This is a genomic window from Actinomadura meridiana (genome assembly GCF_039537545.1).
Taxonomy (GTDB): Bacteria; Actinomycetota; Actinomycetes; order Streptosporangiales; family Streptosporangiaceae; genus Spirillospora; species Spirillospora meridiana.
On sequence record NZ_BAABAS010000007.1, the window covers coordinates 214,923 to 238,006 of the forward strand.

At 68.5% G+C, this 23,084-nt stretch carries 29 protein-coding genes; 26 read left to right on the forward strand and 3 right to left on the reverse strand.

Translation table 11 applies throughout. The features are described 5' to 3' along the window. The first annotated feature begins 348 nt into the window (after window positions 1-348). The 4 genes from ABD808_RS18985 to ABD808_RS19000 all read left to right on the forward strand — a co-directional run bounded on the left by ABD808_RS18985 (window position 349) and on the right by ABD808_RS19000 (window position 4,039). Window positions 349-1,179 carry a DUF4253 domain-containing protein gene (locus ABD808_RS18985; protein WP_344898439.1) on the forward strand — a complete coding sequence of 277 codons (831 nt, stop codon included), beginning with the start codon at window positions 349-351 and terminating at the stop codon, window positions 1,177-1,179. A 67-nt stretch (window positions 1,180-1,246) separates the two neighbouring features. Further along, window positions 1,247-3,052: an alkyl/aryl-sulfatase gene (locus ABD808_RS18990; protein ID WP_344898441.1), complete on the forward strand. Its 1,806-nt coding sequence runs from the start codon at window positions 1,247-1,249 to the stop codon at window positions 3,050-3,052. Between the two features lie 14 nt (window positions 3,053-3,066). Further along, window positions 3,067-3,231, forward strand: a complete 165-nt coding sequence (locus tag ABD808_RS18995; protein ID WP_344898443.1) for a GAP family protein — start codon at window positions 3,067-3,069, stop codon at window positions 3,229-3,231. 34 nt (window positions 3,232-3,265) lie between these two features. Then, window positions 3,266-4,039 carry a methyltransferase domain-containing protein gene (locus ABD808_RS19000; protein WP_344898445.1) on the forward strand — a complete coding sequence of 258 codons (774 nt, stop codon included), beginning with the start codon at window positions 3,266-3,268 and terminating at the stop codon, window positions 4,037-4,039. A gap of 14 nt (window positions 4,040-4,053) precedes the next feature. Here the strand turns inward: ABD808_RS19000 and ABD808_RS19005 are convergent, their stop codons facing one another. Beyond that, on the reverse strand, window positions 4,054-5,517 hold the full coding sequence (locus ABD808_RS19005; RefSeq protein WP_344898447.1) for an MFS transporter: 1,464 nt from the start codon (window positions 5,515-5,517) through the stop codon (window positions 4,054-4,056). A gap of 101 nt (window positions 5,518-5,618) precedes the next feature. Between ABD808_RS19005 and ABD808_RS19010 the strand changes: the two genes are divergently transcribed. After that, a complete protein-coding gene (locus tag ABD808_RS19010; RefSeq protein WP_344898449.1) occupies window positions 5,619-6,329 on the forward strand; it encodes a TetR/AcrR family transcriptional regulator in 711 nt (236 codons plus the stop codon). 123 nt (window positions 6,330-6,452) lie between these two features. On the opposite strand, the gene ABD808_RS19015 is transcribed toward ABD808_RS19010, so the two are convergent. Together ABD808_RS19015 and ABD808_RS19020 are read right to left on the reverse strand one after the other, a co-directional pair. Next, a complete protein-coding gene (locus tag ABD808_RS19015; protein WP_344898451.1) occupies window positions 6,453-7,007 on the reverse strand; it encodes a dihydrofolate reductase family protein in 555 nt (184 codons plus the stop codon). A 56-nt stretch (window positions 7,008-7,063) separates the two neighbouring features. Further along, window positions 7,064-8,062, reverse strand: coding sequence for a sigma-70 family RNA polymerase sigma factor (locus tag ABD808_RS19020; RefSeq protein ID WP_344898609.1), 999 nt, complete (start codon window positions 8,060-8,062; stop codon window positions 7,064-7,066). A 47-nt stretch (window positions 8,063-8,109) separates the two neighbouring features. Here ABD808_RS19020 and ABD808_RS19025 point away from each other — a divergent pair, with 47 nt between their 5' ends. The 21 genes from ABD808_RS19025 to ABD808_RS19125 all read left to right on the forward strand — a co-directional run bounded on the left by ABD808_RS19025 (window position 8,110) and on the right by ABD808_RS19125 (window position 22,909). Beyond that, entirely contained in the window at window positions 8,110-9,090 is a 981-nt protein-coding gene (locus ABD808_RS19025; protein ID WP_344898452.1) for an aldo/keto reductase, read from the forward strand. Between the two features lie 239 nt (window positions 9,091-9,329). Then, window positions 9,330-11,042: a hypothetical protein gene (locus tag ABD808_RS19030; RefSeq protein ID WP_344898454.1), complete on the forward strand. Its 1,713-nt coding sequence runs from the start codon at window positions 9,330-9,332 to the stop codon at window positions 11,040-11,042. 574 nt (window positions 11,043-11,616) lie between these two features. Beyond that, window positions 11,617-11,991, forward strand: coding sequence for a 30S ribosomal protein S12 (gene rpsL / locus ABD808_RS19035; protein WP_067889275.1), 375 nt, complete (start codon window positions 11,617-11,619; stop codon window positions 11,989-11,991). After that, entirely contained in the window at window positions 11,991-12,461 is a 471-nt protein-coding gene (gene rpsG, locus ABD808_RS19040) for a 30S ribosomal protein S7 (protein WP_067629381.1), read from the forward strand. Before rpsL ends, rpsG begins: the two co-directional genes overlap by 1 nt. Before the next feature lie 42 nt (window positions 12,462-12,503). Beyond that, window positions 12,504-14,615, forward strand: coding sequence for an elongation factor G (fusA, locus tag ABD808_RS19045; protein WP_344898458.1), 2,112 nt, complete (start codon window positions 12,504-12,506; stop codon window positions 14,613-14,615). 81 nt (window positions 14,616-14,696) lie between these two features. Next, a complete protein-coding gene (tuf, locus tag ABD808_RS19050; RefSeq protein WP_344898460.1) occupies window positions 14,697-15,890 on the forward strand; it encodes an elongation factor Tu in 1,194 nt (397 codons plus the stop codon). 108 nt (window positions 15,891-15,998) lie between these two features. After that, window positions 15,999-16,307 carry a 30S ribosomal protein S10 gene (gene rpsJ / locus ABD808_RS19055; protein ID WP_018657599.1) on the forward strand — a complete coding sequence of 103 codons (309 nt, stop codon included), beginning with the start codon at window positions 15,999-16,001 and terminating at the stop codon, window positions 16,305-16,307. Window positions 16,308-16,320: 13 nt separating this feature from the next. Continuing rightward, window positions 16,321-16,971: a 50S ribosomal protein L3 gene (rplC, locus tag ABD808_RS19060; RefSeq protein WP_344898463.1), complete on the forward strand. Its 651-nt coding sequence runs from the start codon at window positions 16,321-16,323 to the stop codon at window positions 16,969-16,971. Next, a complete protein-coding gene (rplD, locus tag ABD808_RS19065) occupies window positions 16,968-17,570 on the forward strand; it encodes a 50S ribosomal protein L4 (protein ID WP_344898465.1) in 603 nt (200 codons plus the stop codon). Before rplC ends, rplD begins: the two co-directional genes overlap by 4 nt. An 11-nt stretch (window positions 17,571-17,581) precedes the next feature. Further along, window positions 17,582-17,881, forward strand: a complete 300-nt coding sequence (rplW, locus tag ABD808_RS19070) for a 50S ribosomal protein L23 (RefSeq protein WP_344898467.1) — start codon at window positions 17,582-17,584, stop codon at window positions 17,879-17,881. A 45-nt stretch (window positions 17,882-17,926) separates the two neighbouring features. Further along, entirely contained in the window at window positions 17,927-18,760 is an 834-nt protein-coding gene (gene rplB, locus ABD808_RS19075) for a 50S ribosomal protein L2 (RefSeq protein ID WP_344898468.1), read from the forward strand. Window positions 18,761-18,772: 12 nt separating this feature from the next. Beyond that, entirely contained in the window at window positions 18,773-19,054 is a 282-nt protein-coding gene (gene rpsS, locus ABD808_RS19080; protein ID WP_344898469.1) for a 30S ribosomal protein S19, read from the forward strand. 34 nt (window positions 19,055-19,088) lie between these two features. Further along, complete coding sequence (rplV, locus tag ABD808_RS19085; RefSeq protein WP_344898471.1) at window positions 19,089-19,478, forward strand: 50S ribosomal protein L22; 390 nt, start codon at window positions 19,089-19,091, stop codon at window positions 19,476-19,478. After that, window positions 19,478-20,350, forward strand: a complete 873-nt coding sequence (gene rpsC / locus ABD808_RS19090) for a 30S ribosomal protein S3 (RefSeq protein ID WP_344898473.1) — start codon at window positions 19,478-19,480, stop codon at window positions 20,348-20,350. The genes rplV and rpsC overlap by 1 nt, the downstream gene beginning before the upstream one ends. Before the next feature lie 6 nt (window positions 20,351-20,356). Further along, the gene (gene rplP, locus ABD808_RS19095) at window positions 20,357-20,776 is read left to right on the forward strand and encodes a 50S ribosomal protein L16 (RefSeq protein WP_344898475.1); all 420 of its coding nucleotides are present in this window, start codon (window positions 20,357-20,359) and stop codon (window positions 20,774-20,776) included. A 76-nt stretch (window positions 20,777-20,852) separates the two neighbouring features. Further along, the gene (gene rpmC / locus ABD808_RS19100) at window positions 20,853-21,092 is read left to right on the forward strand and encodes a 50S ribosomal protein L29 (protein ID WP_344898477.1); all 240 of its coding nucleotides are present in this window, start codon (window positions 20,853-20,855) and stop codon (window positions 21,090-21,092) included. After that, window positions 21,089-21,367 (forward strand): 30S ribosomal protein S17, encoded by a 279-nt coding sequence (gene rpsQ / locus ABD808_RS19105; RefSeq protein ID WP_344898479.1) that lies wholly within the window; start codon window positions 21,089-21,091, stop codon window positions 21,365-21,367. The genes rpmC and rpsQ overlap by 4 nt, the downstream gene beginning before the upstream one ends. Before the next feature lie 65 nt (window positions 21,368-21,432). Beyond that, on the forward strand, window positions 21,433-21,801 hold the full coding sequence (gene rplN / locus ABD808_RS19110) for a 50S ribosomal protein L14 (protein WP_067629407.1): 369 nt from the start codon (window positions 21,433-21,435) through the stop codon (window positions 21,799-21,801). Continuing rightward, window positions 21,801-22,121, forward strand: coding sequence for a 50S ribosomal protein L24 (rplX, locus tag ABD808_RS19115; RefSeq protein ID WP_344898482.1), 321 nt, complete (start codon window positions 21,801-21,803; stop codon window positions 22,119-22,121). Before rplN ends, rplX begins: the two co-directional genes overlap by 1 nt. A gap of 5 nt (window positions 22,122-22,126) precedes the next feature. Continuing rightward, window positions 22,127-22,717, forward strand: a complete 591-nt coding sequence (gene rplE, locus ABD808_RS19120; protein ID WP_344898484.1) for a 50S ribosomal protein L5 — start codon at window positions 22,127-22,129, stop codon at window positions 22,715-22,717. Window positions 22,718-22,723: 6 nt separating this feature from the next. Continuing rightward, window positions 22,724-22,909, forward strand: coding sequence for a type Z 30S ribosomal protein S14 (locus ABD808_RS19125; RefSeq protein WP_018657585.1), 186 nt, complete (start codon window positions 22,724-22,726; stop codon window positions 22,907-22,909). The last annotated feature ends 175 nt before the right edge of the window (window positions 22,910-23,084 follow it).

Sequence of the window (23,084 nt, forward strand, 5' to 3'; positions counted from 1 at the left end):
ATCGTCGACGAAGCGGTCATCACCCAGGTCGATGACGGGGCGGCTGTGCGCTGGTCGATATGGACTCGCACGTGGTCACGTGCTCACGTGCTCCGATGGCCGCCCGGCACGCCCCGTCGGTGGCGGAGCTGATCGAAGGGCCCTAGTCGGTGAGCTGATTGTGCATGGAGGGTCGATCCAGTACCTCGACATACATGATCCGGCCTTTTACGACGTCCAGAATGAGCATGCCCCTTGAGGGCAGGAGCGGCACATTCTTTCCTATGGTGTGCCTCCACGGGACGTGGCGTGGAAGGTTGATCGCTGACCCTGGTCGGGTTGTCCGACCCGCGTGTCAGCATGCCGGGCATGAGCGATCTCAAGGCCTTGTTCTCAGGCTCCGGTGCTTCTGTTGAGCTGCCTGAGGTGCCGTCCGGGCGGCTGGTGTGGCCCAATGCCCGGGGGCTTCAACTTCGCGATCTTCCTGCGGCCGAGCGGCCCGCCTACTGGTTGAGCGACGGCCCGGGGTCCGCGGATCTGTGGCGGCGGCTGCGGGCGATGCATACCGTTTCGGGGCTGTGGCCCTTGCTGCTGCAACCCCTCAGGGGTGAACGGACCATGCCGTGGGTGGCGGGGGATGTGGTGCCGGGGCTGGTGGACGAGGTTGGTCGGGAGGACGCGGCCGAGTTCATGCGGCAGGCGTGGGGTGAATGGTCTGCCGATGAGGACGGTGAGGTCGACCCTGACGACGACTTCGGGTATCTCGAACCGATTGGGCGCGTCTGTCCCGATCTTGCTCCGGCCGGAGTGGCTGGAAGCTCGCCGGATATGGCCGCCGACCGCCTTGCTGGTGAGCTCGACGACGGAAGGACGAGGATCGGGCTCGCCGCGTCGGCGCGTAGTGCTGACGTGTTGGCGGTCGTTGGTTGGATGGGGCCGATCAACTACACCGATTCCGTGTCCCTGTCGGTGATGTTGCGTAGTTGGGAGGACCGGTTCGGGGTGCGGGTCGTCCGGGTCGGTTTCGATACGTTGGATGTGAGTGTCGCCGCCCCTCCGATGACCGAGGAGCACGCGCTCCATGTGGCCGCTGAGCATTTTGTCTTCTGTCCGGACAACATCCAGCAGGGGGCGGGCACGTTGCGCGAGTACGCCAAAATGATCAAAGGTGCGAACTCCTGGTCGTTTTGGTGGGATTGACGAGTCGTGGGGGGCTTTTTGCTTGTTGGCGGCTTTGGGGTGGGGTGGGGGTGGTTATTGGGATGGCATGGGGGATCTTGCGTTTGGGGGCCGGGCTGACTTCGAGAACGCTGAGCGGGGGCTTGTCGCCTCGTCGTCGCCCGGGGTGGTGAGGGACGCCGACGGGCGGGTCGTCTGGGACAACGATGTGTACGAGTTCTTGGACGGGTCATGTCCCGAGACCGTGAACCCGTCGCTCTGGCGGCAGTCGCAACTGTGCGCCAAGCAGGGGCTCTTCGAGGTGACCGACGGCATCTACCAGGTGCGGGGCCTTGACCTGTCGAACATGACGCTGGTCGAGGGCGACCGGGGCGTCATCGTGATCGACCCGCTGGTGTCGGTGGAGACCGCTGCCGCCGCGCTGGGGCTGTACCGGGAGCATCGGGGGGATCGGCCCGTGACGGGTCTGATCTACACCCATTCGCACGTCGACCACTTCGGTGGTGCGGAGGGGGTCATCGAGCCGTCCGCGAAGGTGCCGATCCTGGCTCCGGCCGGGTTCCTGGAGCATGCCGTGTCGGAGAACGTGTACGCCGGGACGGCGATGGCCCGCCGTGCCATGTACCACACCGGTGTCCTGCTGGAGCGGAGCCCGGACGGGATGGTCGGCACGGGTCTCGGGCAGACCTCGTCGTCCGGACGAGTGTCGCTGATCCCGCCGAACATGGACATCACGCACACCGGGCAGGAAGAGGTTCTGGACGGTGTGCGCATCGTCTTCCAGTTGACGCCGGGCACCGAGGCCCCGTCCGAGATGAACTTCCACTTCCCAGAGCGGCGCGCATTGTGCCTGGCCGAGAACGCCACGCACAACCTGCACAACGTCCTGACGTTGCGGGGTGCTGTCGTCCGGGACGCGCGGGTGTGGGCCCGGTACCTGGACGAGGCGATCACCATGTTCGTCGACGATTCCGACGTGGCGTTCGCGTCCCACCACTGGCCGACCTGGGGGCGGGACACCATCGCTGAGTTCCTGGCGCAGCAGCGGGATCTGTACGCCTACCTGCACGACCAGACGCTGCGGCTCCTCAACCAGGGCCACACGGGCATCGAGATCGCCGAGATGATCGAGTTGCCGCCCGCGCTGGCGAACGCCTGGCACGCCCGCGGCTACTACGGGTCGGTCAGCCACAACGTCAAGGCGATCTACCAACGCTATATGGGTTGGTTCGACGGCAATCCGGCCCATCTGTGGAAGCACCCTCCGGTGGAGGAGGCGAAGCGGTACGTGGAGTGCATGGGCGGCGCGTCCAGGGTGATGTCGCTGGCCCGGGACTACGCGGGGCATGGTGACCTGCGGTTCGCCGCGACGTTGCTCGGCCACGCGGTGTTCGCCGACCCTGACAACGTCGACGCCAAGAAGGCTCTCGCGGACGTCTTCCAGCGGCTCGGCCAGGGCGCCGAGAACGGGACGTGGCGCAACTTCTACCTGGCCGGGGCCATGGAGTTGCGCGACGGGATCAAGCCCGTGCCGATGAGCATCGCTGGTGGGATGACCGCGGGCCTGTCGGTCGAGCAGGTCTTCGACTCGATGGCGATCCGGGTGAACGGGCCCAAGGCGTGGGACGAGCACGTGACCATCGACTGGGACATCACCGACAGCGGCGACAGGTACCGCATGATGCTGTCCGACGGCGTCCTGATCCATCGCCGCGCGGGGGGTGGGGACGGCGAAGCCGACCTGACGCTCACCCTGACTCGCCCGCAGCTGTTCGCGCTGATCGCCGGGGACGGCACCGAGGGGATCACCAGTACGGGGGACGCGGCGGCCCTGCACCGGCTGCTCGCCGTGATGGACGCCCCCGAGCCCGACTTCCCCATCGTCACCCCCTGACCCGGGAGGACGAGATGGGCGAGGTCATCGGGGACGTTCTGCCGCTGGCGGTCGGGGTCGCGATCAGCCCGATCCCGATCATCGCGGTGATCCTCATGCTGTTGACGCCGTGGGCCCGCGCGACGGGGCTGGGCTTCCTGGGCGGATGGACGGCGGGGATCGCCGCGAGTGGCGCTTGACTTCAAGTGTGCTTCAAGCCGCAGGATCCCGGACATGGACGTTAACCAGACGACAGGCCGTACCAGCGCCGACACCGACGCGCTCGTCAAGCTGCTCGACATCGGCGACGCCATGCCGGGGGCGAGTGAGCTGCGCGCCCGTTCCTATGAGCTGCTCGGCGTCGCGCCGGACGCGGCCGTGGTCGACGTCGGGTGCGGGGCCGGTCGCGCGGTCGCGGAGATGGCCGAGCGGGGCGCGCGGGCGGTCGGCGTCGACCCCGACGAACGGATGATCGAGGTGGGCCGCGAGCGCTGGCCTGCCGCCGAGTTCCGGTTGGCGGACGCCTACACGCTGCCCTTCGCCGACGGCGAGTTCCAGGGTTACCGGGCCGAGAAGGTGTTCCACGTCCTGGACGACCCCGCCCGCGCCGTCGACGAGGCGCGGCGCGTGCTCGTCCCCGGCGGGCGGATCGTGCTGGTCGGTCAGGACTGGGACACCATGGTCATCGACTCCGACGACGCCGCGCTCACCCGCGCCATCGTGCACGCTCGCGCCGACCTCGTCGCCAAGCCGCGCGTCGTCCGCGGCAGTCGCAATCTCCTGCTGGACGGGGGCTTCGCCGACGTGACCATCGAGATCCACACCAGGGTCCACACCGACGCGACGATGGTGCCCGTCCTGGTCAACAGTGCCGAGAAGGCGAGGGCGGCCGGGACGGTCAGCGACGCGCGGGTCGACGCCTGGATCGCCGAGCAGCGGGAGCGCGGCGAGCGCGGGCGGCTGTTCTTCGCTCTGCCGATGTTCGTCATCGCGGCCACGCGCCGCTGACCGTCCGGGCCGTCCTAGGGGGTGCGTGCTGTTTCGGCGGGCGTGCTCTCCTCGACGTCCTGCTGCCGGGATCGGCGGACGAGGAGCAGGGGCGCGGCCAGGAGCGCGGCGGCGAGCAGGATCGCGAACGCGACGGCCAGGGCCGTGGTGTAGCCGTGCACCGCCGCCGCGTCCGGGACGGCCCGCGGATGGTCGGCCAGGTAGGACGCCGCCGCGCTGGCCGCGAGGGTGTTGAGCAGGGCGGTGCCGAGTGCGGCGCCGAGCTGCTGGGCCGCGTTGTACGCCGCCGCCGCGGCCCCGATGTCCTGCGGATCGGTGGCCGCCGTCGCCAGGCTGGCGGTCGGCGGCATGACCAGGCCGATGCCGAGGCCGGTCAGCACCAGCGCGGGAACCAGGAAAACACCGAAGACATGGGTGCTGTCCGCTGCGAGCTGGGTCAGGAGCAGCATCCCGGCGGCTGCGGCGAGCAGTCCCGGCAGGATCAGCGCGGCCGGGGGGACGCGGCCGTGCAGTCGTCCGGCGATGACCGTCGAGGCGAACAGGGCCGCCAGCGCGTTGATGATCAGCGTCAGGCCCGCCTCGACCGGCGAGTAGCCGAGGACGGTCTGCGTGTAGTAGCTCATGAACAGGTAGAAGCCGAACATCGCGACGAACATCAGGGTGATCGCCAGGAACGCGCCGCCCCGCAACCGGTGCAGCAGGATCCGCATCGGCAGTAGCGGGCGTTTCGTCCGCAGCTCAACCACGACGAACAACGCCAGGAGCAGGACGCCTCCGGCCAGCAGCGCCAGCACCCTGCCCGAACCCCAGCCGTGCGACTCGGCCTGGCTGAACCCGTAGACCACCGTCGCGAAGCCCGCCGCGCTGAGGAGCGCGCCCGGCACGTCAAGCCCCGACCCGGGACCGTGCGGTCGGTCGCGGGGCACCCTGGTGGCGCCGAGCACGGCCAGCAGCGCGACCGGGACGTTGATGTACAGGCACCAGCGCCAGCTCACGTACTCCGTCAGCAGACCGCCCGCGACCAGGCCGAGGGCCGAGCCCGCGGCGCCCACGGCGGCGAACACCCCGAAGGCGCGGCCGCGTTCGCGTCCCTCGGTGAAGGTGATCGTGAGCAGCGAGAGTCCGGCCGGGGCCAGCCCGGCGGCGAACACGCCTTGCAGGGCCCGCGCCCCGAACAGCAGCTCGGGGCTCGTCGCCGCGCCGCCCAGCGCGGACGCGCCCGCGAATCCGAGCAGGCCGACGATGAACGTGCGGCGGTGGCCGAGCGCGCCGCTGACCCGTCCGCCGATCAGGAGCAGGCCGCCGAACGCGAGCGCGTAGGCGGTGATCGCCCACTGCCGTCCGGCGTCGGACATCCCGAGCGCGCGCTGCGCGGAGGGCAGCGCGATGTTGATGATCGTCCCGTCCAGCACGACCAGTAGCTGGGCCGCGCTCACCGCCAGCAGCGTCCCCCACCGGCCCGAACCGTCTTTCACCATGCCGCCCCTAACGTCGTTTGGGATTGCCTAACATTGTTAGGCGTGCCGAACACTGTATTACACTGGCTCGACCGGTCGGCGCGGACTTACGGCGAGGTGCGATGGGCAAGGCGGCCAACACGGGCAGGGCGGGCAAGGCGGACCAGGTGAACAGCGTCTGGCTGCGGCCCCGGCGCGAGCGACGCGGAGAGCCGCCGCTGACGCACTCGCGCATCGTCGCGGCGGCCGTCGCCCTGCTGGACGAGGAGGGCATCGACCGCCTCACCATGCGGCGGCTCGCCGAGCGGCTCGACGTCGTCGCGCCGTCCCTCTACTGGCACGTCGACACCAAGGACGACGTGATCGACCTCGCCGTCGACGCGATCTTCGGGGAGGCCCCGCCGAAACCGGGGACGGGCCGCGCCGAGGACTGGCGCGCCGACGTCACGGCCGTGCTCACCGGCTGGCGGACGGTGCTGCTGCGGCATCCCTGGGCGGCCGCCGTCCCGGCACGCCGACGTCCCACCATCGGCCCCCACTTCCTGGCCGGAATGGAACTCCTCCAGGCGACGCTCGCCCGCGCCGGGTTCACCGGCCAGGGACTCTCGGCGGCGACCTGGGCGCTGTACAACCACGTCATGGGATCGGCGTCCTCACAGACCGCCCTGCACATCACGGACGAGGAACGCCGCCTGGGCCAGGATCAGCTGAAGGCAGCCAGCGGCCAGTACCCGACCCTGGCCGCCAACGGCTATCTCTACGACGACGACTGGGACGGCAGTTACAGCACAGGCTTGAAATTCATCCTCGACGGTCTGGAAGCCCAGCTGTAACCCAGCGGACCCGCCCGAATGACTTCCTCCAGGTAGGAGGGGCAGGCCATGTCCACCTTGCGGAGCCTGGACGCCGTGGTCGAGGTGGTCGGCTGACGGCCGCCATCACCTCTCGCGCCTGGGTCATGCCGCTCGCCCGTACCGGGCGAGGATGGCCGGGCCCGCCTGCTGGGCCTCCAGGCATTCCAGGTGGATGGGCGCGCCACCCTCGGGAAAGAGCCGGTCGCCCGTGCCGAGGACCGTGGGGAAGGTCAGCAGCCGGTACTCGTCGACCAGATCCTCCGCCATCAGCGCGTGCACGACGCTCAGACTCCCGGCGACGACGACGTCCCGCCGCTCGGCCTTCACGGCGTCGCGGAGGTCACCGTCGATGACTTCCGAGTTCGCCCACGCGGACGTGTCGGTCAGCGTGCGCGACGCGACCCGCTTCGGCACGGCGTTCATGCGCGCGGAGAACGGGTCGTCGCGTCCCGGCCACAGTCGGGAGAAGAGCTGCCAGGTACTACGCCCCAGAACCATGACCCCGTCGTCCAACACGCTGCCGAGATTGAACTTGTCCCCGGCGACCGCCTCGGGGCCGTGCCGGAACGCCCAGCCGCCCGTCGGGGTGCCCGCGGACCCGTCCGGGTCGGAGACGATCCCGTCCAGGGTGACGAACTCGATGACGATGATGCTCATGATGAGTGTTCCTTCCGTCGATGCTCACCTGGATGTACCGGCGGCACCGGCCGAACTCATCGCTCCGGATCGAACTCGTCCAAAGAAAGTTTCGGGGGCAGGACGAAAGTCTCGAACACGACCGGATCGGCGAACACGACGTTGCGCGCTATCTGGCCCCCGGTCACCGTGAACACCTGCAACGTGTGCAGGCGAAGCCCGCCGTCCGGCTCCGGCGCGTAGGCGGCGAGCGCGGGCTGCCCGTTCGCGGTCAGGGTTCGGACGGCCCAGGTCGTCCCGCGCAGATCGAACACCCGGCGCATGAACAGGCCGTAGTCGCCGGTGCCCCGGTACCACAGCGGGACCGGCGGCATTTCCAGGACGGCGTCCCGCGCGAGGAGCCGCACGAGCCCGGGCACGTCGGCCGCCTCGAACGCCCGCACGTACCGTTCGATCACCGCCCGCACCTCGGGGTCGTCCGGCTCGGTGACCTCGTCGATCCCGCCGACGTCCGCGAACGCCGTGCGGGCCCGTTGCAGGGCGCTGTTGACGGCCGGGACCGTCGTGTCCAGCTGGACGGCCACCTCCGCCGCGCTGAACTGGAGCACCTCGCGCAACACCAGCACGGCCCGCTGCCGTGGCGGCAGGAACTGCACCGCCGCCACCAACGCGAGCCGCAGATCGGCCCGGACCCCCACGTCGGAACGCGCGTCCGGAAACGGCTGAAGCCAGGGAACATCGAGCGCGGGCGTGAGCGGCGCCCCAGGATCGGTACTGGCGGCGCCCAACCCGGACGGCAACGGCCGCCTCGGACGTCCCTCCAGAGCCGTCAGGCACACATTGGTCGCGATCCGATACAGCCAGGTTCGGACAGACGCCCTCGTCGAGTCGTACTTGTCACGGGCCCTCCACGCCCGCAACATCGTCTCTTGCACCAGATCCTCGGCCTCGTGGAACGAGCCGACCATCCGGTAGCAGTACGCCACCAGCTCACCGCGAAACGGCTCGATGTCCACCCCCCGATCGTCGCACGCCACTGCGACGACCTGGCCGACCCGTCCGAATCGTTTGGTCATCACGGGGGAGTCGTTGCACCGTGGAGAGCAGTGAAAGGAGTCGTTTCATGGAACAGGTACGTCTCGGCGCCACGGGGACGAGGGTCTCCCGCATCTGTCTCGGCATGATGAGCTACGGCGACCCGTCCTCGCGGGCATGGATGCTCGACGAGGACGCCGCTGAGCCGATCGTCCGGCGCGCCATGGAAGCGGGCGTGACGTTCTACGACACCGCCAACGTGTACGCGCAAGGCGTGAGCGAACAGATCACCGGAAGTTTGCTTCGCAAACTGTTCGCCCAACGCGACGACTACGTCCTCGCTACGAAGGTGTGTCTCCCCATGGGGGAGGGGCCCAACGACCGTGGGTTGTCGCGTAAGCACGTAATGGCGAGCATTGACGCATCACTGCGGCGGCTCGGTACCGACTACGTCGACCTCTACCAAATCCACCGATGGGACTATGAGACCCCCATCGAGGAGACCATGGAAGCCCTGCACGACGTCGTGAAGTCGGGCAAGGCGCGGTACATCGGTGGTTCCAGCATGTGGGCATGGCAGTTCGCCAAGGCGCAGCACGTCGCGGAGCTGCGCGGTTGGACGAAGTTCGTCACCATGCAGAACCACTACAACCTCATCTACCGCGAAGAGGAACGGGAGATGATTCCGCTCTGCGTTGACCAGGGCGTAGGGCTCATTCCGTGGAGCCCACTCGCACGCGGGATGTTGGCGGGAAACCGGGACAGGGGCGGCGAACGCAAGACCGTCCGATCCCAGAACGACGCCTACGGCGACAGCCTTTATACGGACGACGACTTCGACATCGTCGACGTGGTCCGCGAGATCGCGGGCGAACGCGGCGTCACACCCGCACAGGTCGCGCTCGCCTGGCTGCTCGGCAAGCCCGGGATGACGGCGCCGATCGTCGGAGCGACGAAGCTCACTCACATCGAGGACGCGATCGCCGCGGAACGCCTGGAGCTGGACGAGAAGGAGGTCACGCGGCTGGAGGCGCCCTACCGGCCGCATCCCGTACGCGGACACCGCTGACGGGCCGATCAGCCAGAACGCCCCCGGAAGGAACGGTCCGGGGGCGTTCGGCGTCTGTCCAGGGTGGTGATTTGCGATCCTGAGGGCGATCGGGGCAGGCTGGGGGAGAGAGCGCCCACGCACGGCAAGATCGCCACGTGGGACAGGGTGGCAGGGTTCGAAGGCCGCGTTACGCGCCGCGCGCTTTCGGACGTCCGGGAGCCGAGAAACCGGGACGACGGCGCTGAAGGAGCCCGACGATGACCGAGAACGACGGCACGCAGGGGCCGCGGCGGCCGTTGCCGGAGGACGAGGGGCAGCCCACGCCGCCGGAGGCGCGTCCCGCACCGCCGGAGGCGCAGGACCCGTCCGCCCGGCCGATGGGCGACCGCACCGTGGTGTTCGGTGCGCCGCAGCTCGGCGGCACCGGGGCACCCCCGCCACCGAACCAGCCACCGAACCAGCCACAGGAGCCGAGCGCCGAGGCCCCGCCTCCGCCGCCTCCCACGATGGTCGAGCAGCCGGTCCAGCAGTTCGGCGAGCAGCCTCCGCCTCCGCCGCAGCCGCCCTTCGGCGGCCCGCAGGAACAACAGTCCCCGTACGGGCAGCAGCCCGCCGGGCAACTGCCGTACGGAGCGCCTCCCGGCCCGGGCGGCTACCCGCCGCCGCAGGAACAGCAGCCGTACGGCGCGCCGCAGCAGGGCTTCGAGCAGAAGCAGCCCTCGCCCTACGGGCAGCAGCCGCCGGAGCAGCCGCCCTACGGCCAGCAGCCGCCCGCGTATCCGCAGCAGCCGATGCACGGCGCGCCCCAGGAGACGCAGCCCCAGTACGGACAGCCGCAGTTCGGCGACCAGAGCGCGTTCCCCCCGCCGGAGCCGCCCGCCGAGCAGCCGCCCCAGCAGGACCCGCTGACCGACCGCACGATGATCGTCCCCGGCCCGACGGCGGAGACGCCGCAGCCGGAACAGCAGCGTCCCGTCATCGACGACCAGGCGACGCTGCACTGGTCGCCCGGCACCGACATCCCGGTCGCCACCGGCCCCGAGCGCAGGCAGGATCCTCCGGCCGAGCCGTGGCAGACGCCGACGCCGCCGTCCACGCCCGAGCCGTGGTCGCCGGAGTCGTCCCAGCCGGGCGGCGCCCCGCAAGGCCAGCTGGACACCGACCGGACGATGATCACGCCGCCGCCGGAGTCCGGCTTCGGGGCCGCGCCGCAGGCGCCCTCCGCCGACGACCTGTACCGCCCCCCGGGTGACCGTGGGGTGGAGGACGCACCGCCGACCGAGGCGTTCTACCCGCCCGGGGCCCAGGGCGGCCAGCCCGCCGACCAGCAGGGCCTGGCGGAGCACACCCGCATGGACATCGGCGCCCAGCAGTGGGGCCAGCAGCAGCAACAGCAGCAGCCCCAGCCCCCGCAGCAGCAGGGCTTCGGCCAGCAGCCGCAGTTCGGGCAGCAACAGCAATACGGTCAGCAGCAGGGCTACGACCAGCAACAGTCGTACGACCAGCAACAGTCGTACGACCAGCAACAGTCGTACGAACAACAACAGTCGTACGAACAACAACAGTCGTACGAACAACAACAGTCGTACGAACAGCAGCAGCCCTACGACCAACAGCAGCGACAGGGCTACGAACAGCAGGGTTACGACCAGCAGCAGGGCTTCGGTCAGCAGGGTTACGGCCAGCCGGGCGAACATCTGGGCCAGACGCCCGGCGCCCCCGGCCAGGCCCAGCCCTACGGTCAACCCGGCCAGTACGGGCAGCCTGGCCAGCAGGGGCAGCCTGGGCAGCAGGGTCAGCCCGGCCAGCAAGGTCAGTACGGGGGGCAGCAGGCGCAGTACGGCCAGCAGCCCGGCTACGGCGGCGCCGACGGCGACGCGGGCGGCAAGAACAAGATGCTCCTCATCGTCGGGGCCATCGTCGCCGTCGTGGTGGTCCTCGCCGTCGTCTACGTCGCGTTCCTCCGGTAAAACCTCGTCGACATCTTCCTCAACGGCCCCCACCTGGGACACAATGCCGACGGGTCTTCCCACCTCCGAGCCCGACTCGGAGCCGGGAACATCCGTCGGCGTTCCGCCGTTCATACTCGCGGGGAGAAGTCTCCCCACCGACCTGACGGCTCCTCTCGGGCTTGCGCCGGAGGGAGTCCGCGCGGTAGTGCGTCTCGCTTTGCACTTTCACGCGGGGGTCGGTAACCTCTTCACTTGTGCCCGCTGTGTGCGGGCCGCTGTGCGTGCGCGTCGGAGAGGCCGGAAGGCCAGCCCCAGCGCCGCATCACATGAGGCTCTCTCATCCTTGGTGGGCTTGGCGGTCTAGGGCCGCCCCGGTGCGCCGGATGATAGAGGCTCACTCCCCGGCTTGAGTCGGCCCCGTTACGGGCCGGGCGGTCAGTGTGGGTTGCGCGCGGGTGAATTCCCGGGTAGCGGCGACACGCCCGACCGCGTGGGTCGGAGAGGTCGGGAAACCGGCAGGTCACAGCCTCGCCCGAGGTGGTGATTGCAGCAAAAAGACTTACCGGCTCGGTACGAGGAAGACGGAGACGCGGTGCCCACGATCCAGCAGCTGGTCCGCAAGGGCCGCCAGGACAAGGTGACCAAGAACAAGACGCCCGCGCTCAAGGGCAGCCCCCAGCGCCGGGGTGTCTGCACGCGCGTCTACACGACGACCCCCAAGAAGCCGAACTCGGCGCTTCGCAAGGTCGCCCGTGTCCGGCTGTCGAGTGGGATCGAGGTCACGGCCTACATCCCCGGCGTCGGACACAACCTGCAGGAGCACTCGATCGTGCTCGTGCGCGGCGGCCGTGTGAAGGATCTCCCCGGCGTTCGCTACAAGATCATTCGCGGGACGCTGGACACGCAGGGCGTCCGGAACCGCAAGCAAGGCCGCAGCCACTACGGCGCGAAGAAGGAGAAGGGCTGATGCCGCGCAAGGGACCCGCTGGCAAGCGCCAGCTCATCGCTGACCCGGTGTACAACTCGCCGCTGGTCACCGCGCTCATCAACAAGATTCTCCTGGACGGCAAGCGCTCCATCGCGCAGAGCATCGTCTACGAGGCGCTGGAGGGTGCTCGCGAGAAGACCGGCAACGACCCGGTCGTCACGCTGAAGCGCGCTCTGGACAACGTCAAGCCGACCCTGGAGGTCCGCAGCCGCCGTGTCGGTGGCGCGACGTACCAGGTCCCCGTCGAGGTGCGGCCGGCCCGCAGCACCACGCTCGCCCTGCGCTGGCTGGTGGTGTACGCCCGGCAGCGCCGCGAGAAGACCATGACCGAGCGGCTCATGAACGAGCTGCTCGACGCGAGCAACGGCCTCGGCGCCTCGGTCAAGAAGCGCGAGGACACCCACAAGATGGCGGAGTCCAACAAGGCATTCGCCCACTACCGCTGGTAACCCCGGCGAACCGCAACGACGAGAGACGACGCGAGGACGAAAGTGGCTACCAAAACCGGTGTAGACCTGGCCAAGGTCCGCAACATCGGGATCATGGCCCATATCGACGCTGGCAAGACCACGACGACCGAGCGCATCCTGTACTACACCGGGATGAGCTACAAGATCGGCGAGGTCCACGACGGCGCCGCGACCATGGACTGGATGGAGCAGGAGCAGGAGCGGGGCATCACCATCACCTCCGCCGCCACCACCTGCGAATGGCCGGTCGACGAGGTCAAGCACACCATCAACATCATCGACACCCCGGGGCACGTCGACTTCACCATTGAGGTGGAGCGCAACCTGCGGGTGCTCGACGGCGCGGTCGCGGTGTTCGACGGTGTCGCCGGTGTGGAGCCGCAGTCCGAGACCGTGTGGCGCCAGGCCGACCGGTACGGCGTGCCCCGCATGTGCTTCGTCAACAAGCTCGACCGGGTCGGCGCGGAGTTCCACCGCTGCGTCGACATGATCGAGAATCGTCTCAACGCGACCCCGCTGGTGCTCCAGCTGCCGATCGGCGCCGAGGCCGACTTCAAGGGCGTCGTCGACCTCGTGGCGATGAAGGCCCTTGTCTGGAACGAGGAGGCCAAGCTCGGCGAGATGTACGACGTGCTCGACATCCCCGAGACGCACGCCGAGACGGCCCGGGAGTGGCACGACAAGCTCGTCGAGACCCTCGCCGAGAACGACGACGAGGTCATGGAGCTGTACCTGGAGGGCGACGAGCCCACCGTGGAGCAGCTGCACGCCGGCATCCGCCGCGCGACGATCGCCGCCAAGCTGACCCCGGTCACGTGCGGCACGGCCTTCAAGAACAAGGGCGTGCAGCCGCTGCTGGACGCGATCGTCCGCTACCTGCCGTCGCCGCTGGACGTGGAGGCCATCGAGGGCCACGCCGTCCGCGACGAGGAGAAGGTGCTCTCCCGCAAGCCCAGCGAGGAGGAGCCGTTCTCCGCGCTCGCGTTCAAGATCGCGAGCGACCCGCACCTCGGCAAGCTCACGTTCGTGCGCGTCTACTCCGGCGTCATGGAGTCCGGCTCGAACGTGATGAACTCCGTCAAGGAGCGCAAGGAGCGCATCGGCAAGATCTACCGGATGCACGCCAACAAGCGCACCGAGATCGAGCGCGCCGGGGCGGGCGACATCGTCGCGGTGATGGGCCTCAAGCAGACCACCACCGGTGAGACGCTCTGCGACGACAAGGACCCCATCGTCCTGGAGTCGATGAACTTCCCCGCGCCGGTCATCCACCTGGCGATCGAGCCGAAGACGAAGGGCGACCAGCAGAAGCTGGGCACCGCCATCCAGCGGCTCGCCGAGGAGGACCCCTCCTTCCAGGTGAAGACCGACGACGAGACCGGGCAGACGATCATCTACGGGATGGGCGAGCTGCACCTGGACATCCTCGTCGACCGGATGAAGCGCGAGTTCAAGGTCGAGGCGAACGTCGGCAAGCCGCAGGTCGCCTACCGCGAGACGATCTCCCGCAAGGTCGAGAAGGTCGAGTACACCCACAAGAAGCAGACGGGCGGCTCGGGCCAGTTCGGCCGCGTGATCATCGACCTCGAACCGCTGGGCGGCGGCTCGGACGGCTACGAGTTCGAGAACAAGGTGACCGGCGGCCGCATCCCCCGGGAGTACATCCCGTCGGTGGACGCGGGCTGCCAGGAGGCCGCCGAGTTCGGTGTGCTCGCCGGGTACCCGATGGTGGGCATCAAGGTCACCCTCAGGGACGGCGCCTACCACGAGGTCGACTCGTCGGAGATGGCGTTCAAGGTCGCCGGTTCCATGGCGTTCAAGGAGGCCGCCCGCAAGGCGTCCCCCACGCTGCTGGAGCCGATGATGGCGGTCGAGGTCACCACGCCCGAGGAGAACATGGGCGACGTGATCGGCGACCTCAACAGCCGCCGCGGACAGGTCCAGTCCATGGACGAACGGCACGGCATGCGCGTCATCAAGTCGCTCGTGCCGCTGTCCGAGATGTTCGGCTACGTGGGTGATCTGCGCAGCAAGACCCAGGGCCGGGCTGTCTTCACCATGCAGTTCGACTCCTACGCCGAGGTTCCGACGAACGTGGCGCAGGAGATCGTCGCCAAGGCGCGGGGCGAGTAAGCACCGTCCGCCCAACGGATCTCAAGACGTACATCGCAACGGTCGTCCAACGGCCGAGGATCGCAAGCAAGGAGCAAGCCAGTGGCGAAGGCCAAGTTCGAGCGGACGAAGCCGCACGTGAACATCGGCACCATTGGACACATCGACCACGGTAAGACCACGCTTACCGCGGCGATCACCAAGGTGCTTCACGACAAGTACCCGGACCTCAACCCCTTCACGCCGTTCGAGGACATCGACAAGGCGCCGGAGGAGCGCGAGCGCGGCATCACGATCTCGATCGCGCACGTGGAGTACCAGACCGAGGCCCGGCACTACGCTCACGTGGACTGCCCGGGCCACGCGGACTACATCAAGAACATGATCACCGGTGCGGCGCAGATGGACGGCGCCATCCTGGTGGTCGCCGCCACCGACGGCCCGATGCCGCAGACCAAGGAGCACGTGCTCCTGGCCCGCCAGGTCGGCGTTCCCTACATCGTCGTCGCGCTGAACAAGTGCGACATGGTGGACGACGAGGAGATCCTGGAGCTCGTCGAGCTCGAGGTCCGCGAGCTGCTCACCGAGTACGAGTTCCCGGGCGACGACCTTCCGGTCATCCGCGTCTCCGCCTTCCAGGCGCTCCAGGGCGACGAGAAGTGGTCCAAGTCGATCTCCGAGCTGATGGACGCCGTCGACCAGAACGTGCCGGAGCCGGTGCGCGACATCCAGAAGCCGTTCCTCATGCCGATCGAGGACGTCTTCACGATCACCGGCCGCGGCACCGTCGTGACCGGCCGCATCGAGCGCGGTGTCATCAACGTCAACGAGACCGTCGACATCATCGGCATCAAGCCGGAGTCGACGACAACCACCGTCACCGGTGTCGAGATGTTCCGCAAGCTCCTCGACCAGGGCCAGGCGGGCGACAACGTCGGCCTGCTCCTGCGCGGCATCAAGCGCGAGGAGGTGGAGCGCGGCCAGTGTGTCATCAAGCCGGGCACCAACACCCCGCACACCGAGTTCGAGGCGCAGGTCTACATCCTGTCCAAGGACGAGGGCGGCCGCCACACGCCGTTCTTCAACAACTACCGTCCGCAGTTCTACTTCCGGACCACGGACGTCACCGGCGTGGTGTACCTCCCCGAGGGCACCGAGATGGTCATGCCGGGCGACAACACCGAGATGCGCGTCGAGCTGATCCAGCCCGTCGCCATGGAGGAGGGCCTGAAGTTCGCCATCCGCGAGGGTGGACGGACCGTCGGCGCGGGCCGCGTCACCAAGGTCATCAAGTAACACCCTCCGTGACGCGGCGGCCCGGCCGTCGGACACCGGCGATCGGGCCGCCGCGTCACGACCAGTGAAGTAACCAGCGGCACTACAGCAAAGGACACCGAGGCCACCATGGCGGGACAGAAGATCCGCATCCGGCTCAAGGCCTACGACCACGAGGTCATCGACACCTCCGCGAAGAAGATCGTTGAGACGGTGACGCGGACGGGCGCCAAGGTCGCGGGCCCGGTGCCGCTGCCGACCGAGAAGAACGTGTACTGCGTCATCCGCTCGCCGCACAAGTACAAGGACAGCCGCGAGCACTTCGAGATGCGCACGCACAAGCGGTTGATCGACATCATCGACCCGACGCCCAAGACGGTCGACTCGCTGATGCGACTCGACCTTCCGGCCGGCGTTGACATCGAGATCAAGCTCTGAGGGACGCACCGACATGAGTACGCAGAGGAAGGGCGTCCTGGGCGAGAAGCTCGGCATGACCCAGGTCTTCGACGATGAGGGCCGGATCGTTCCGGTGACCGTCGTCCAGGCCGGGCCGTGTGTCGTCACCCAGCTCAAGACCCAGGAGAACGACGGCTACACCGCCGTCCAGATCGGGTTCGGGCAGATCGACCCGCGCAAGGTGAACAAGCCGCGCACGGGTCACTTCGAGAAGGCCGGCGTCACGCCGCGCCGCTACCTCGTCGAACTGCGGGCAGACGACACCACCGGGTACGAACTCGGCCAGGAGATCACCGCCGACGTCTTCGAAGCCGGTCAGAGAATCGACGTCACCGGCACCAGCAAGGGCAAGGGCACGGCCGGCGTCATGAAGCGTCACGGCTTCAAGGGCCTCAGCGCTTCCCACGGCACCCAGCGCAAGCACCGCTCCCCGGGTTCGATCGGCGGCTGCGCGACCCCCGGTCGCGTCTTCAAGGGCCTCCGCATGGCGGGACGGCACGGCAACACCCGTACCACCGTGCAGAACCTGACCGTCCACGCCATCGACGCCGAGAAGGGCCTGCTGCTCATCAAGGGCGCCGTTCCCGGCCCCAACGGCGGCGTGGTGCTGGTCCGCGACGCAACGAAGGGGACGGGCAAGTGACGACGAAACTCGACATCGACCTGCCCGCCGAGGTCTTCGACGCGAAGACCAACGTCCCGCTGATCCACCAGGTCGTGGTGGCCCAGCAGGCGGCGGCGCGGCAGGGCACCCACGCCACCAAGACGCGCGGCGACGTGCGCGGCGGCGGCCGCAAGCCGTACCGGCAGAAGGGCACCGGTCGCGCCCGTCAGGGCTCGACCCGCGCGCCCCAGTTCGCCGGCGGCGGCGTCGTCCACGGCCCCCAGCAGCGCGACTACTCGCAGAAGACGCCCAAGAAGATGAAGGCGGCGGCGCTGCGCGGCGCCCTGTCCGACCGCGCCCGGTTCGACCGGGTGCACGTGGTCGACCACCTCATCGAGGGTGACGCGCCGAAGACGAAGACGGCGCTCGCCGCTCTTCGCGAGGTGACCGATGCCAAGCGCGTCCTCGTCGTCCTGGACCGGGAGGACGAGGTGACCTGGAAGAGCCTGCGCAACGAGGCGAGCGTCCACCTGCTCGTCTCCGACCAGCTCAACACCTATGACGTGCTGGTGAACGACGTCGTCGTCTTCACGAAGGCGGCGTACGACGAGTTCATCTCGCGTACGGCGAAGAAGTAGGAGGGTCGCACATGAACAAGATCGCTGACCCCCGCGACATCATCATCGCGCCGGTCGTCTCGGAGAAGAGCTACGGGCTGCTGGACGAGAACAAGTACACGTTCGTCGTCCGCACCGACGCCAACAAGACGCAGATCAAGCAGGCGGTCGAGGCGGTGTTCGACGTCAAGGTGACGAGCGTGAACACGCTCAACCGGCAGGGCAAGCGCAAGCGCACCCGGTTCGGCTACGGCAAGCGCAAGGACACCAAGCGCGCGATCGTGAGCCTCGCCGAGGGCGACCGCATCGACATCTTCGGCGGTCCGGCGTAACACGCCGGGGCCCTGCTGAAGACGGACAAGGGATGAACGAACGAGATGGGCATCCGTAACTACAAGCCGACCACTCCGGGCCGTCGCGGCTCCAGCGTGTCCGACTTCGTCGAGATCACGCGGACCACGCCCGAGAAGTCGCTGCTGCGTCCGCTGCCGAAGAAGGGCGGCCGCAACAACCACGGCCGCATCACCACCAGGCACCAGGGCGGCGGTCACAAGCGCGCCTACCGCGTGATCGACTTCCGTCGGCACGACAAGGACGGCGTCCCGGCCAAGGTCGCGCACATCGAGTACGACCCGAACCGCACCGCGCGGATCGCGCTGCTGCACTACGTGGACGGCGAGAAGCGCTACATCCTCGCCCCCCGCGGCCTGAAGCAGGGCGACCGGGTGGAGAACGGTCCGGGCGCCGACATCAAGCCGGGCAACTGCCTGCCGCTGCGCAACGTCCCGACGGGCACCGTCGTGCACGCCATCGAGCTCCGGCCCGGCGGCGGCGCCAAGATCGCTCGCAGCGCGGGCGCGGGCGTCCAACTGCTGGCCAAGGAGGGCAAGTACGCCACGCTGCGGATGCCGTCCGGCGAGATGCGGATGGTGGACGTGCGGTGCCGCGCGACGGTCGGCGAGGTCGGCAACGCCGAGCAGTCGAACATCAACTGGGGCAAGGCCGGACGCATGCGGTGGAAGGGCAAGCGCCCGACCGTCCGCGGTGTGGCCATGAACCCGATCGACCACCCGCACGGTGGTGGTGAGGGCAAGACCTCCGGTGGTCGGCACCCGGTGAACCCCGCCGGTAAGAAGGAAGGCCGCACCCGCAAGGCGAACAAGCCGAGCGACCGGCTGATCGTCCGTCGTCGCAGCAAGAAGAAGCGGTAGGAGTCGCTCGTCATGCCACGTAGCCTTAAGAAGGGCCCGTTCGTGGACGACCACCTGATGAAGAAGGTGGACGCCCAGAACGAGAAGGGCACCAAGAACGTCATCAAGACGTGGTCGCGGCGCTCCATGATCGTGCCGGACATGATCGGTCACACGATCGCCGTGCACGACGGCCGCAAGCACGTCCCCGTGTTCATCACCGACTCCATGGTGGGGCACAAGCTCGGCGAGTTCTCGCCGACGCGCACGTTCCGCAGCCATGTCAAGGAAGACCGCCGCAGCCGTCGCGGCTGAGCGGGCCCAGGGATCGTAGGAGAGAGGAACAGCGATGGAAGCCAGGGCCCAGGCGCGGTTCATCCGCGTCACGCCCAGGAAGGCCCGCCGCGTGGTGGACCTCATCCGCGGCCTGCCCGCCGCGGAGGCTCAGGCGGTGCTGCGGTTCGCCCCCCAGGCCGCGAGTGAGCCGGTGGGCAAGGTGCTGGCGAGCGCCATCGCCAACGCCGAGCACAACTTCAAGCTCGACACCGACACGCTCGTCGTGAGCCGGGCGTTCGTGGACGAGGGGCCGACGCTGAAGCGTTTCCGTCCCCGCGCCCAGGGCCGGGCTTACCGCATCAACAAGCGCACGAGCCACATCACCGTCGTCGTCGAGTCGCGGGAGACCGCGTCCTCCGGCGGCGCGTCCGGCGGTGGCAGGAAGACGAGGAGGGCCCGGTAGTGGGTCAGAAGATCAACCCGCACGGGTTCCGGCTCGGCATCACCACCGACCACAAGAGCGTGTGGTTCGCCGACAAGCTCTACAAGGACTACGTCAAGGAAGACGTCCAGATCCGGCGCATGCTGCAGAAGGGCATGGACCGGGCGGGCATCTCCAAGGTGGAGATCGAGCGGACCCGTGACCGTGTCGAGGTCAACATCCACACCGCCCGGCCGGGCATCGTCATCGGCCGCCGCGGCGCGGAGGCCGAGCGCCTGCGCGGCGACCTGGAGAAGCTGACCGGCAAGCAGGTCCGGCTGAACATCCTCGAGGTCAAGAACCCCGAGATCGACGCGCAGCTCGTCGCGCAGGGCGTGGCCGAGCAGCTGTCGAGCCGTGTCGCGTTCCGGCGCGCCATGCGCAAGGCGATCCAGTCGGCGATGAAGTCGGGCGCCAAGGGCATCAAGGTCCAGTGCGGCGGCCGCCTCGGCGGCGCCGAGATGTCGCGGTCGGAGTTCTACCGCGAGGGCCAGGTCCCGCTGCACACGCTGCGCGCCGACATCGACTACGGCTTCTACGAGGCCCGGACGACGTTCGGCCGCATCGGCGTCAAGGTGTGGATCTACAAGGGCGAGGCCGCGGCGACGCGCGCCGAGCGCGAGCAGAAGGCAGCGCAGCAGCGCGCCGCGGGCGGCGGCGGTGGCCGTGAGCGCCGCGGTGGCGGCGGCGAGCGTCGTGGCGGAGGCCGCGGCGGTCGCGGTGGCCGTGGCGGCGAGCGCGGCGGCGGCGGCGAGCGCGGCGGCCGCGGTGGTGGCGGCGAGCAGAAGCAGCAGCAGGGTTCCGAGCAGCCGGCGCCGTCGGCCGAGGCTGCTCCGCAGGGTGAGGGGAGCTGACAACCCATGCTGATCCCTCGCAAGACCAAGCATCGCAAGCAGCACCACCCGAGGCGCCGCGGCATGGCCAAGGGCGGCACGAAGGTCTCGTTCGGCGAGTACGGCATCCAGGCCGTTGAGCCCGCGTACGTGACGAACCGGCAGATCGAGGCCGCTCGTATCGCGATGACGCGGCACATCAAGCGTGGTGGCAAGGTCTGGATCAACATCTTCCCGGACCGTCCGCTGACCAAGAAGCCCGCCGAGACCCGGATGGGTTCCGGTAAGGGCTCCGTGGAGTGGTGGATCGCGAACGTGAAGCCGGGCCGCGTGCTGTTCGAGATCTCCTACCCGAACGAGCAGATCGCTCGGGAGGCGCTCACCCGCGCGATCCACAAACTGCCGATGAAGTGCAAGATCGTTAAGCGTGAGGTTGGTGAGAGCTGATGTTCAAGCATCACAAACTGCCGATGCTGCGCTCATTGACCTGCAAGATCGTTAAGCGAGAGGTGGGTGAGTCCTGATGGCCAAGGGTCTTACCGCCGATGATCTGCGGACCGAGCCCCAGGACGTCCTGGTCACCAAGCTCAAGGAGGCCAAGGAGGAGCTGTTCAACCTCCGCTTCCAGGCCGCGACCGGCCAGCTGGAGAGCCACGGGCGGCTCCGTGAGGTCAAGCGCGAGATCGCCCGTATCTACACGGTGATGCAGGAGCGCGAGCTCGGCATCGTCAGGGTCGAGGACGCCGCGGAGGAAAGCGAATGACCGAGCAGACCGAGCAGAGCGAGCGACGGACCAGCCGCAAGATCCTTGAGGGCCTCGTGGTCAGCGACAAGATGGACAAGACCGTGGTCGTGTCCGTCGAGGACCGCGTGAAGCACGCCAAGTACCACAAGGTGATCCGCCGCACGAAGAACTACAAGGCGCACGACGAGGCCAACGAGTGCGGCGTCGGCGACCGCGTCCGTCTCATGGAGACCCGCCCGCTGTCGGCCACCAAGCGCTGGCGCGTCGTGGAGATCCTAGAGAAGGCCAAGTAATTACTGGTTCCACCAGGCTGCCGCCAGGTAACGCGGCAGAACCGGTGTGACGAACAGGAGTTGACGTGATCCAGCAGGAGTCGCGACTCAAGGTCGCCGACAACACGGGTGCGAAGGAGATCCTTTGCATCCGGGTTCTCGGCGGCTCGGGTCGGCGCTACGCGGGAGTCGGCGACATCATCGTCGCGACGGTGAAGGACGCCCTTCCCGGCGCGGGCGTGAAGAAGGGTGACGTCGTCAAGGCGGTCGTCGTGCGCACCCGCAAGGAGCGCCGGCGCCCGGACGGCTCCTACATCCGCTTCGACGAGAACGCCGCGGTGCTCATCAGGGACGGCGGCGACCCCCGCGGCACCCGAATCTTCGGCCCCGTGGGCCGTGAACTGCGCGAGAAGAAGTTCATGCGCATCATCTCGCTCGCGCCGGAGGTGCTCTGATGAAGATCCGTAAGGGCGATGAGGTGATCGTCCTCGCCGGCAAGGACAAGGGCGCGACGGGCAAGGTCCTGCGCGTCATCCCCCGCGAGGAGCGGGTCGTCGTCGAGGGCGTCAACATGATCACCAAGAACATCAAGGCCGACCAGCAGCGCGCCGGCAAGGAGAGCGGCCGGGTCACGGTCGAGGCGCCGCTGCACGTCAGCAACGTCGCGATCGTGGAGGACGGCAAGCCGGTCAGGGTCGGTTACCGCATCGACGAGGACGAGGACGGCACCACGACCAAGGTCCGGATCTCGCGGCGCAGCGGTAAGGAGATCTGAGACTGATGACCGAGACCGTCACCGAGACGCAGACCGACACGCGTCCCGTGCCGCCGCCGCGGCTGAAGGTCCGCTACCGCGAGGAGATCGCGGGGCGGATGCGGGAGGACTTCGGCTACGCCAACGTCATGCAGATCCCCACGCTCACCAAGATCGTGGTGAACATGGGGGTCGGCGAGGCCGCCAGGGACGCCAAGGTGATCGAGGGCGCGATCCGCGACCTGTCGCTGATCACCGGCCAGAAGCCGTCCCTGAACCGGGCCCGCAAGTCCATCGCGCAGTTCAAGCTGCGCGAGGGCATGCCGATCGGCGCGCACGCCACGCTGCGCGGCGACCGCATGTGGGAGTTCCTGGACCGGCTGCTGGCGACGGCCCTGCCCCGTATCCGTGACTTCCGCGGCCTGTCGCCGAAGCAGTTCGACGGCAACGGGAACTACACGTTCGGGCTGACCGAGCAGGTCATGTTCCACGAGGTCGACCCGGACAAGGTCGACCGGCAGCGGGGCATGGACATCACGGTCGTGACGACCGCGAAGACCGACGACGAGGGCCGGGCGCTGCTGAGGCACCTGGGCTTCCCCTTCAAGGAGAGCTGACCGAGCATGGCGAAGAAGTCGCTGATCGCCAAGGCGGCGCGGAAGCCGAAGTTCGGCGTCCGCGCGTACACTCGATGCTCGCGCTGCGGGCGTCCGCGCTCCGTCTACCGGAAGTTCGGCCTGTGCCGCGTGTGCTTCCGGGAGATGGCCCACCGCGGCGAGCTGCCCGGCATCACGAAGTCCAGCTGGTGACCGCGTCCCCGGGGCGCGGCTCCGGGGACGGTGACCGGCCTGTAATGAACCGACCGGGCGTCCGGCAGGACGCCCACGACCGCGCCAAAGGTCCACGGTCCTCGGCGGCGCGCGACATCGAAGCGCGCGACATCGAGGAACCAGAGGAAACCGTGGCGAGGGAGGGCCAGTAGGC

Bases quoted from the DNA above. Each gene is read 5' to 3' on its own strand.
- ABD808_RS18985 (WP_344898439.1), top strand. From the start codon at position 349: ATGAGCGATCTCAAGGCCTTGTTCTCAGGCTCCGGTGCTTCTGTTGAG.
- ABD808_RS18990 (WP_344898441.1), top strand. From the start codon at position 1,247: ATGGGGGATCTTGCGTTTGGGGGCCGGGCTGACTTCGAGAACGCTGAG.
- ABD808_RS18995 (WP_344898443.1), top strand. From the start codon at position 3,067: ATGGGCGAGGTCATCGGGGACGTTCTGCCGCTGGCGGTCGGGGTCGCG.
- ABD808_RS19000 (WP_344898445.1), top strand. From the start codon at position 3,266: ATGGACGTTAACCAGACGACAGGCCGTACCAGCGCCGACACCGACGCG.
- ABD808_RS19005 (WP_344898447.1), bottom strand. From the start codon at position 5,517: ATGGTGAAAGACGGTTCGGGCCGGTGGGGGACGCTGCTGGCGGTGAGC.
- ABD808_RS19010 (WP_344898449.1), top strand. From the start codon at position 5,619: ATGGGCAAGGCGGCCAACACGGGCAGGGCGGGCAAGGCGGACCAGGTG.
- ABD808_RS19015 (WP_344898451.1), bottom strand. From the start codon at position 7,007: ATGAGCATCATCGTCATCGAGTTCGTCACCCTGGACGGGATCGTCTCC.
- ABD808_RS19020 (WP_344898609.1), bottom strand. From the start codon at position 8,062: ATGACCAAACGATTCGGACGGGTCGGCCAGGTCGTCGCAGTGGCGTGC.
- ABD808_RS19025 (WP_344898452.1), top strand. From the start codon at position 8,110: ATGGAACAGGTACGTCTCGGCGCCACGGGGACGAGGGTCTCCCGCATC.
- ABD808_RS19030 (WP_344898454.1), top strand. From the start codon at position 9,330: ATGACCGAGAACGACGGCACGCAGGGGCCGCGGCGGCCGTTGCCGGAG.
- rpsG (WP_067629381.1), top strand. From the start codon at position 11,991: ATGCCGCGCAAGGGACCCGCTGGCAAGCGCCAGCTCATCGCTGACCCG.
- rpsJ (WP_018657599.1), top strand. From the start codon at position 15,999: ATGGCGGGACAGAAGATCCGCATCCGGCTCAAGGCCTACGACCACGAG.
- rplC (WP_344898463.1), top strand. From the start codon at position 16,321: ATGAGTACGCAGAGGAAGGGCGTCCTGGGCGAGAAGCTCGGCATGACC.
- rplW (WP_344898467.1), top strand. From the start codon at position 17,582: ATGAACAAGATCGCTGACCCCCGCGACATCATCATCGCGCCGGTCGTC.
- rplB (WP_344898468.1), top strand. From the start codon at position 17,927: ATGGGCATCCGTAACTACAAGCCGACCACTCCGGGCCGTCGCGGCTCC.
- rpsS (WP_344898469.1), top strand. From the start codon at position 18,773: ATGCCACGTAGCCTTAAGAAGGGCCCGTTCGTGGACGACCACCTGATG.
- rplV (WP_344898471.1), top strand. From the start codon at position 19,089: ATGGAAGCCAGGGCCCAGGCGCGGTTCATCCGCGTCACGCCCAGGAAG.
- rplP (WP_344898475.1), top strand. From the start codon at position 20,357: ATGCTGATCCCTCGCAAGACCAAGCATCGCAAGCAGCACCACCCGAGG.
- rpmC (WP_344898477.1), top strand. From the start codon at position 20,853: ATGGCCAAGGGTCTTACCGCCGATGATCTGCGGACCGAGCCCCAGGAC.
- rpsQ (WP_344898479.1), top strand. From the start codon at position 21,089: ATGACCGAGCAGACCGAGCAGAGCGAGCGACGGACCAGCCGCAAGATC.
- rplX (WP_344898482.1), top strand. From the start codon at position 21,801: ATGAAGATCCGTAAGGGCGATGAGGTGATCGTCCTCGCCGGCAAGGAC.
- rplE (WP_344898484.1), top strand. From the start codon at position 22,127: ATGACCGAGACCGTCACCGAGACGCAGACCGACACGCGTCCCGTGCCG.
- ABD808_RS19125 (WP_018657585.1), top strand. From the start codon at position 22,724: ATGGCGAAGAAGTCGCTGATCGCCAAGGCGGCGCGGAAGCCGAAGTTC.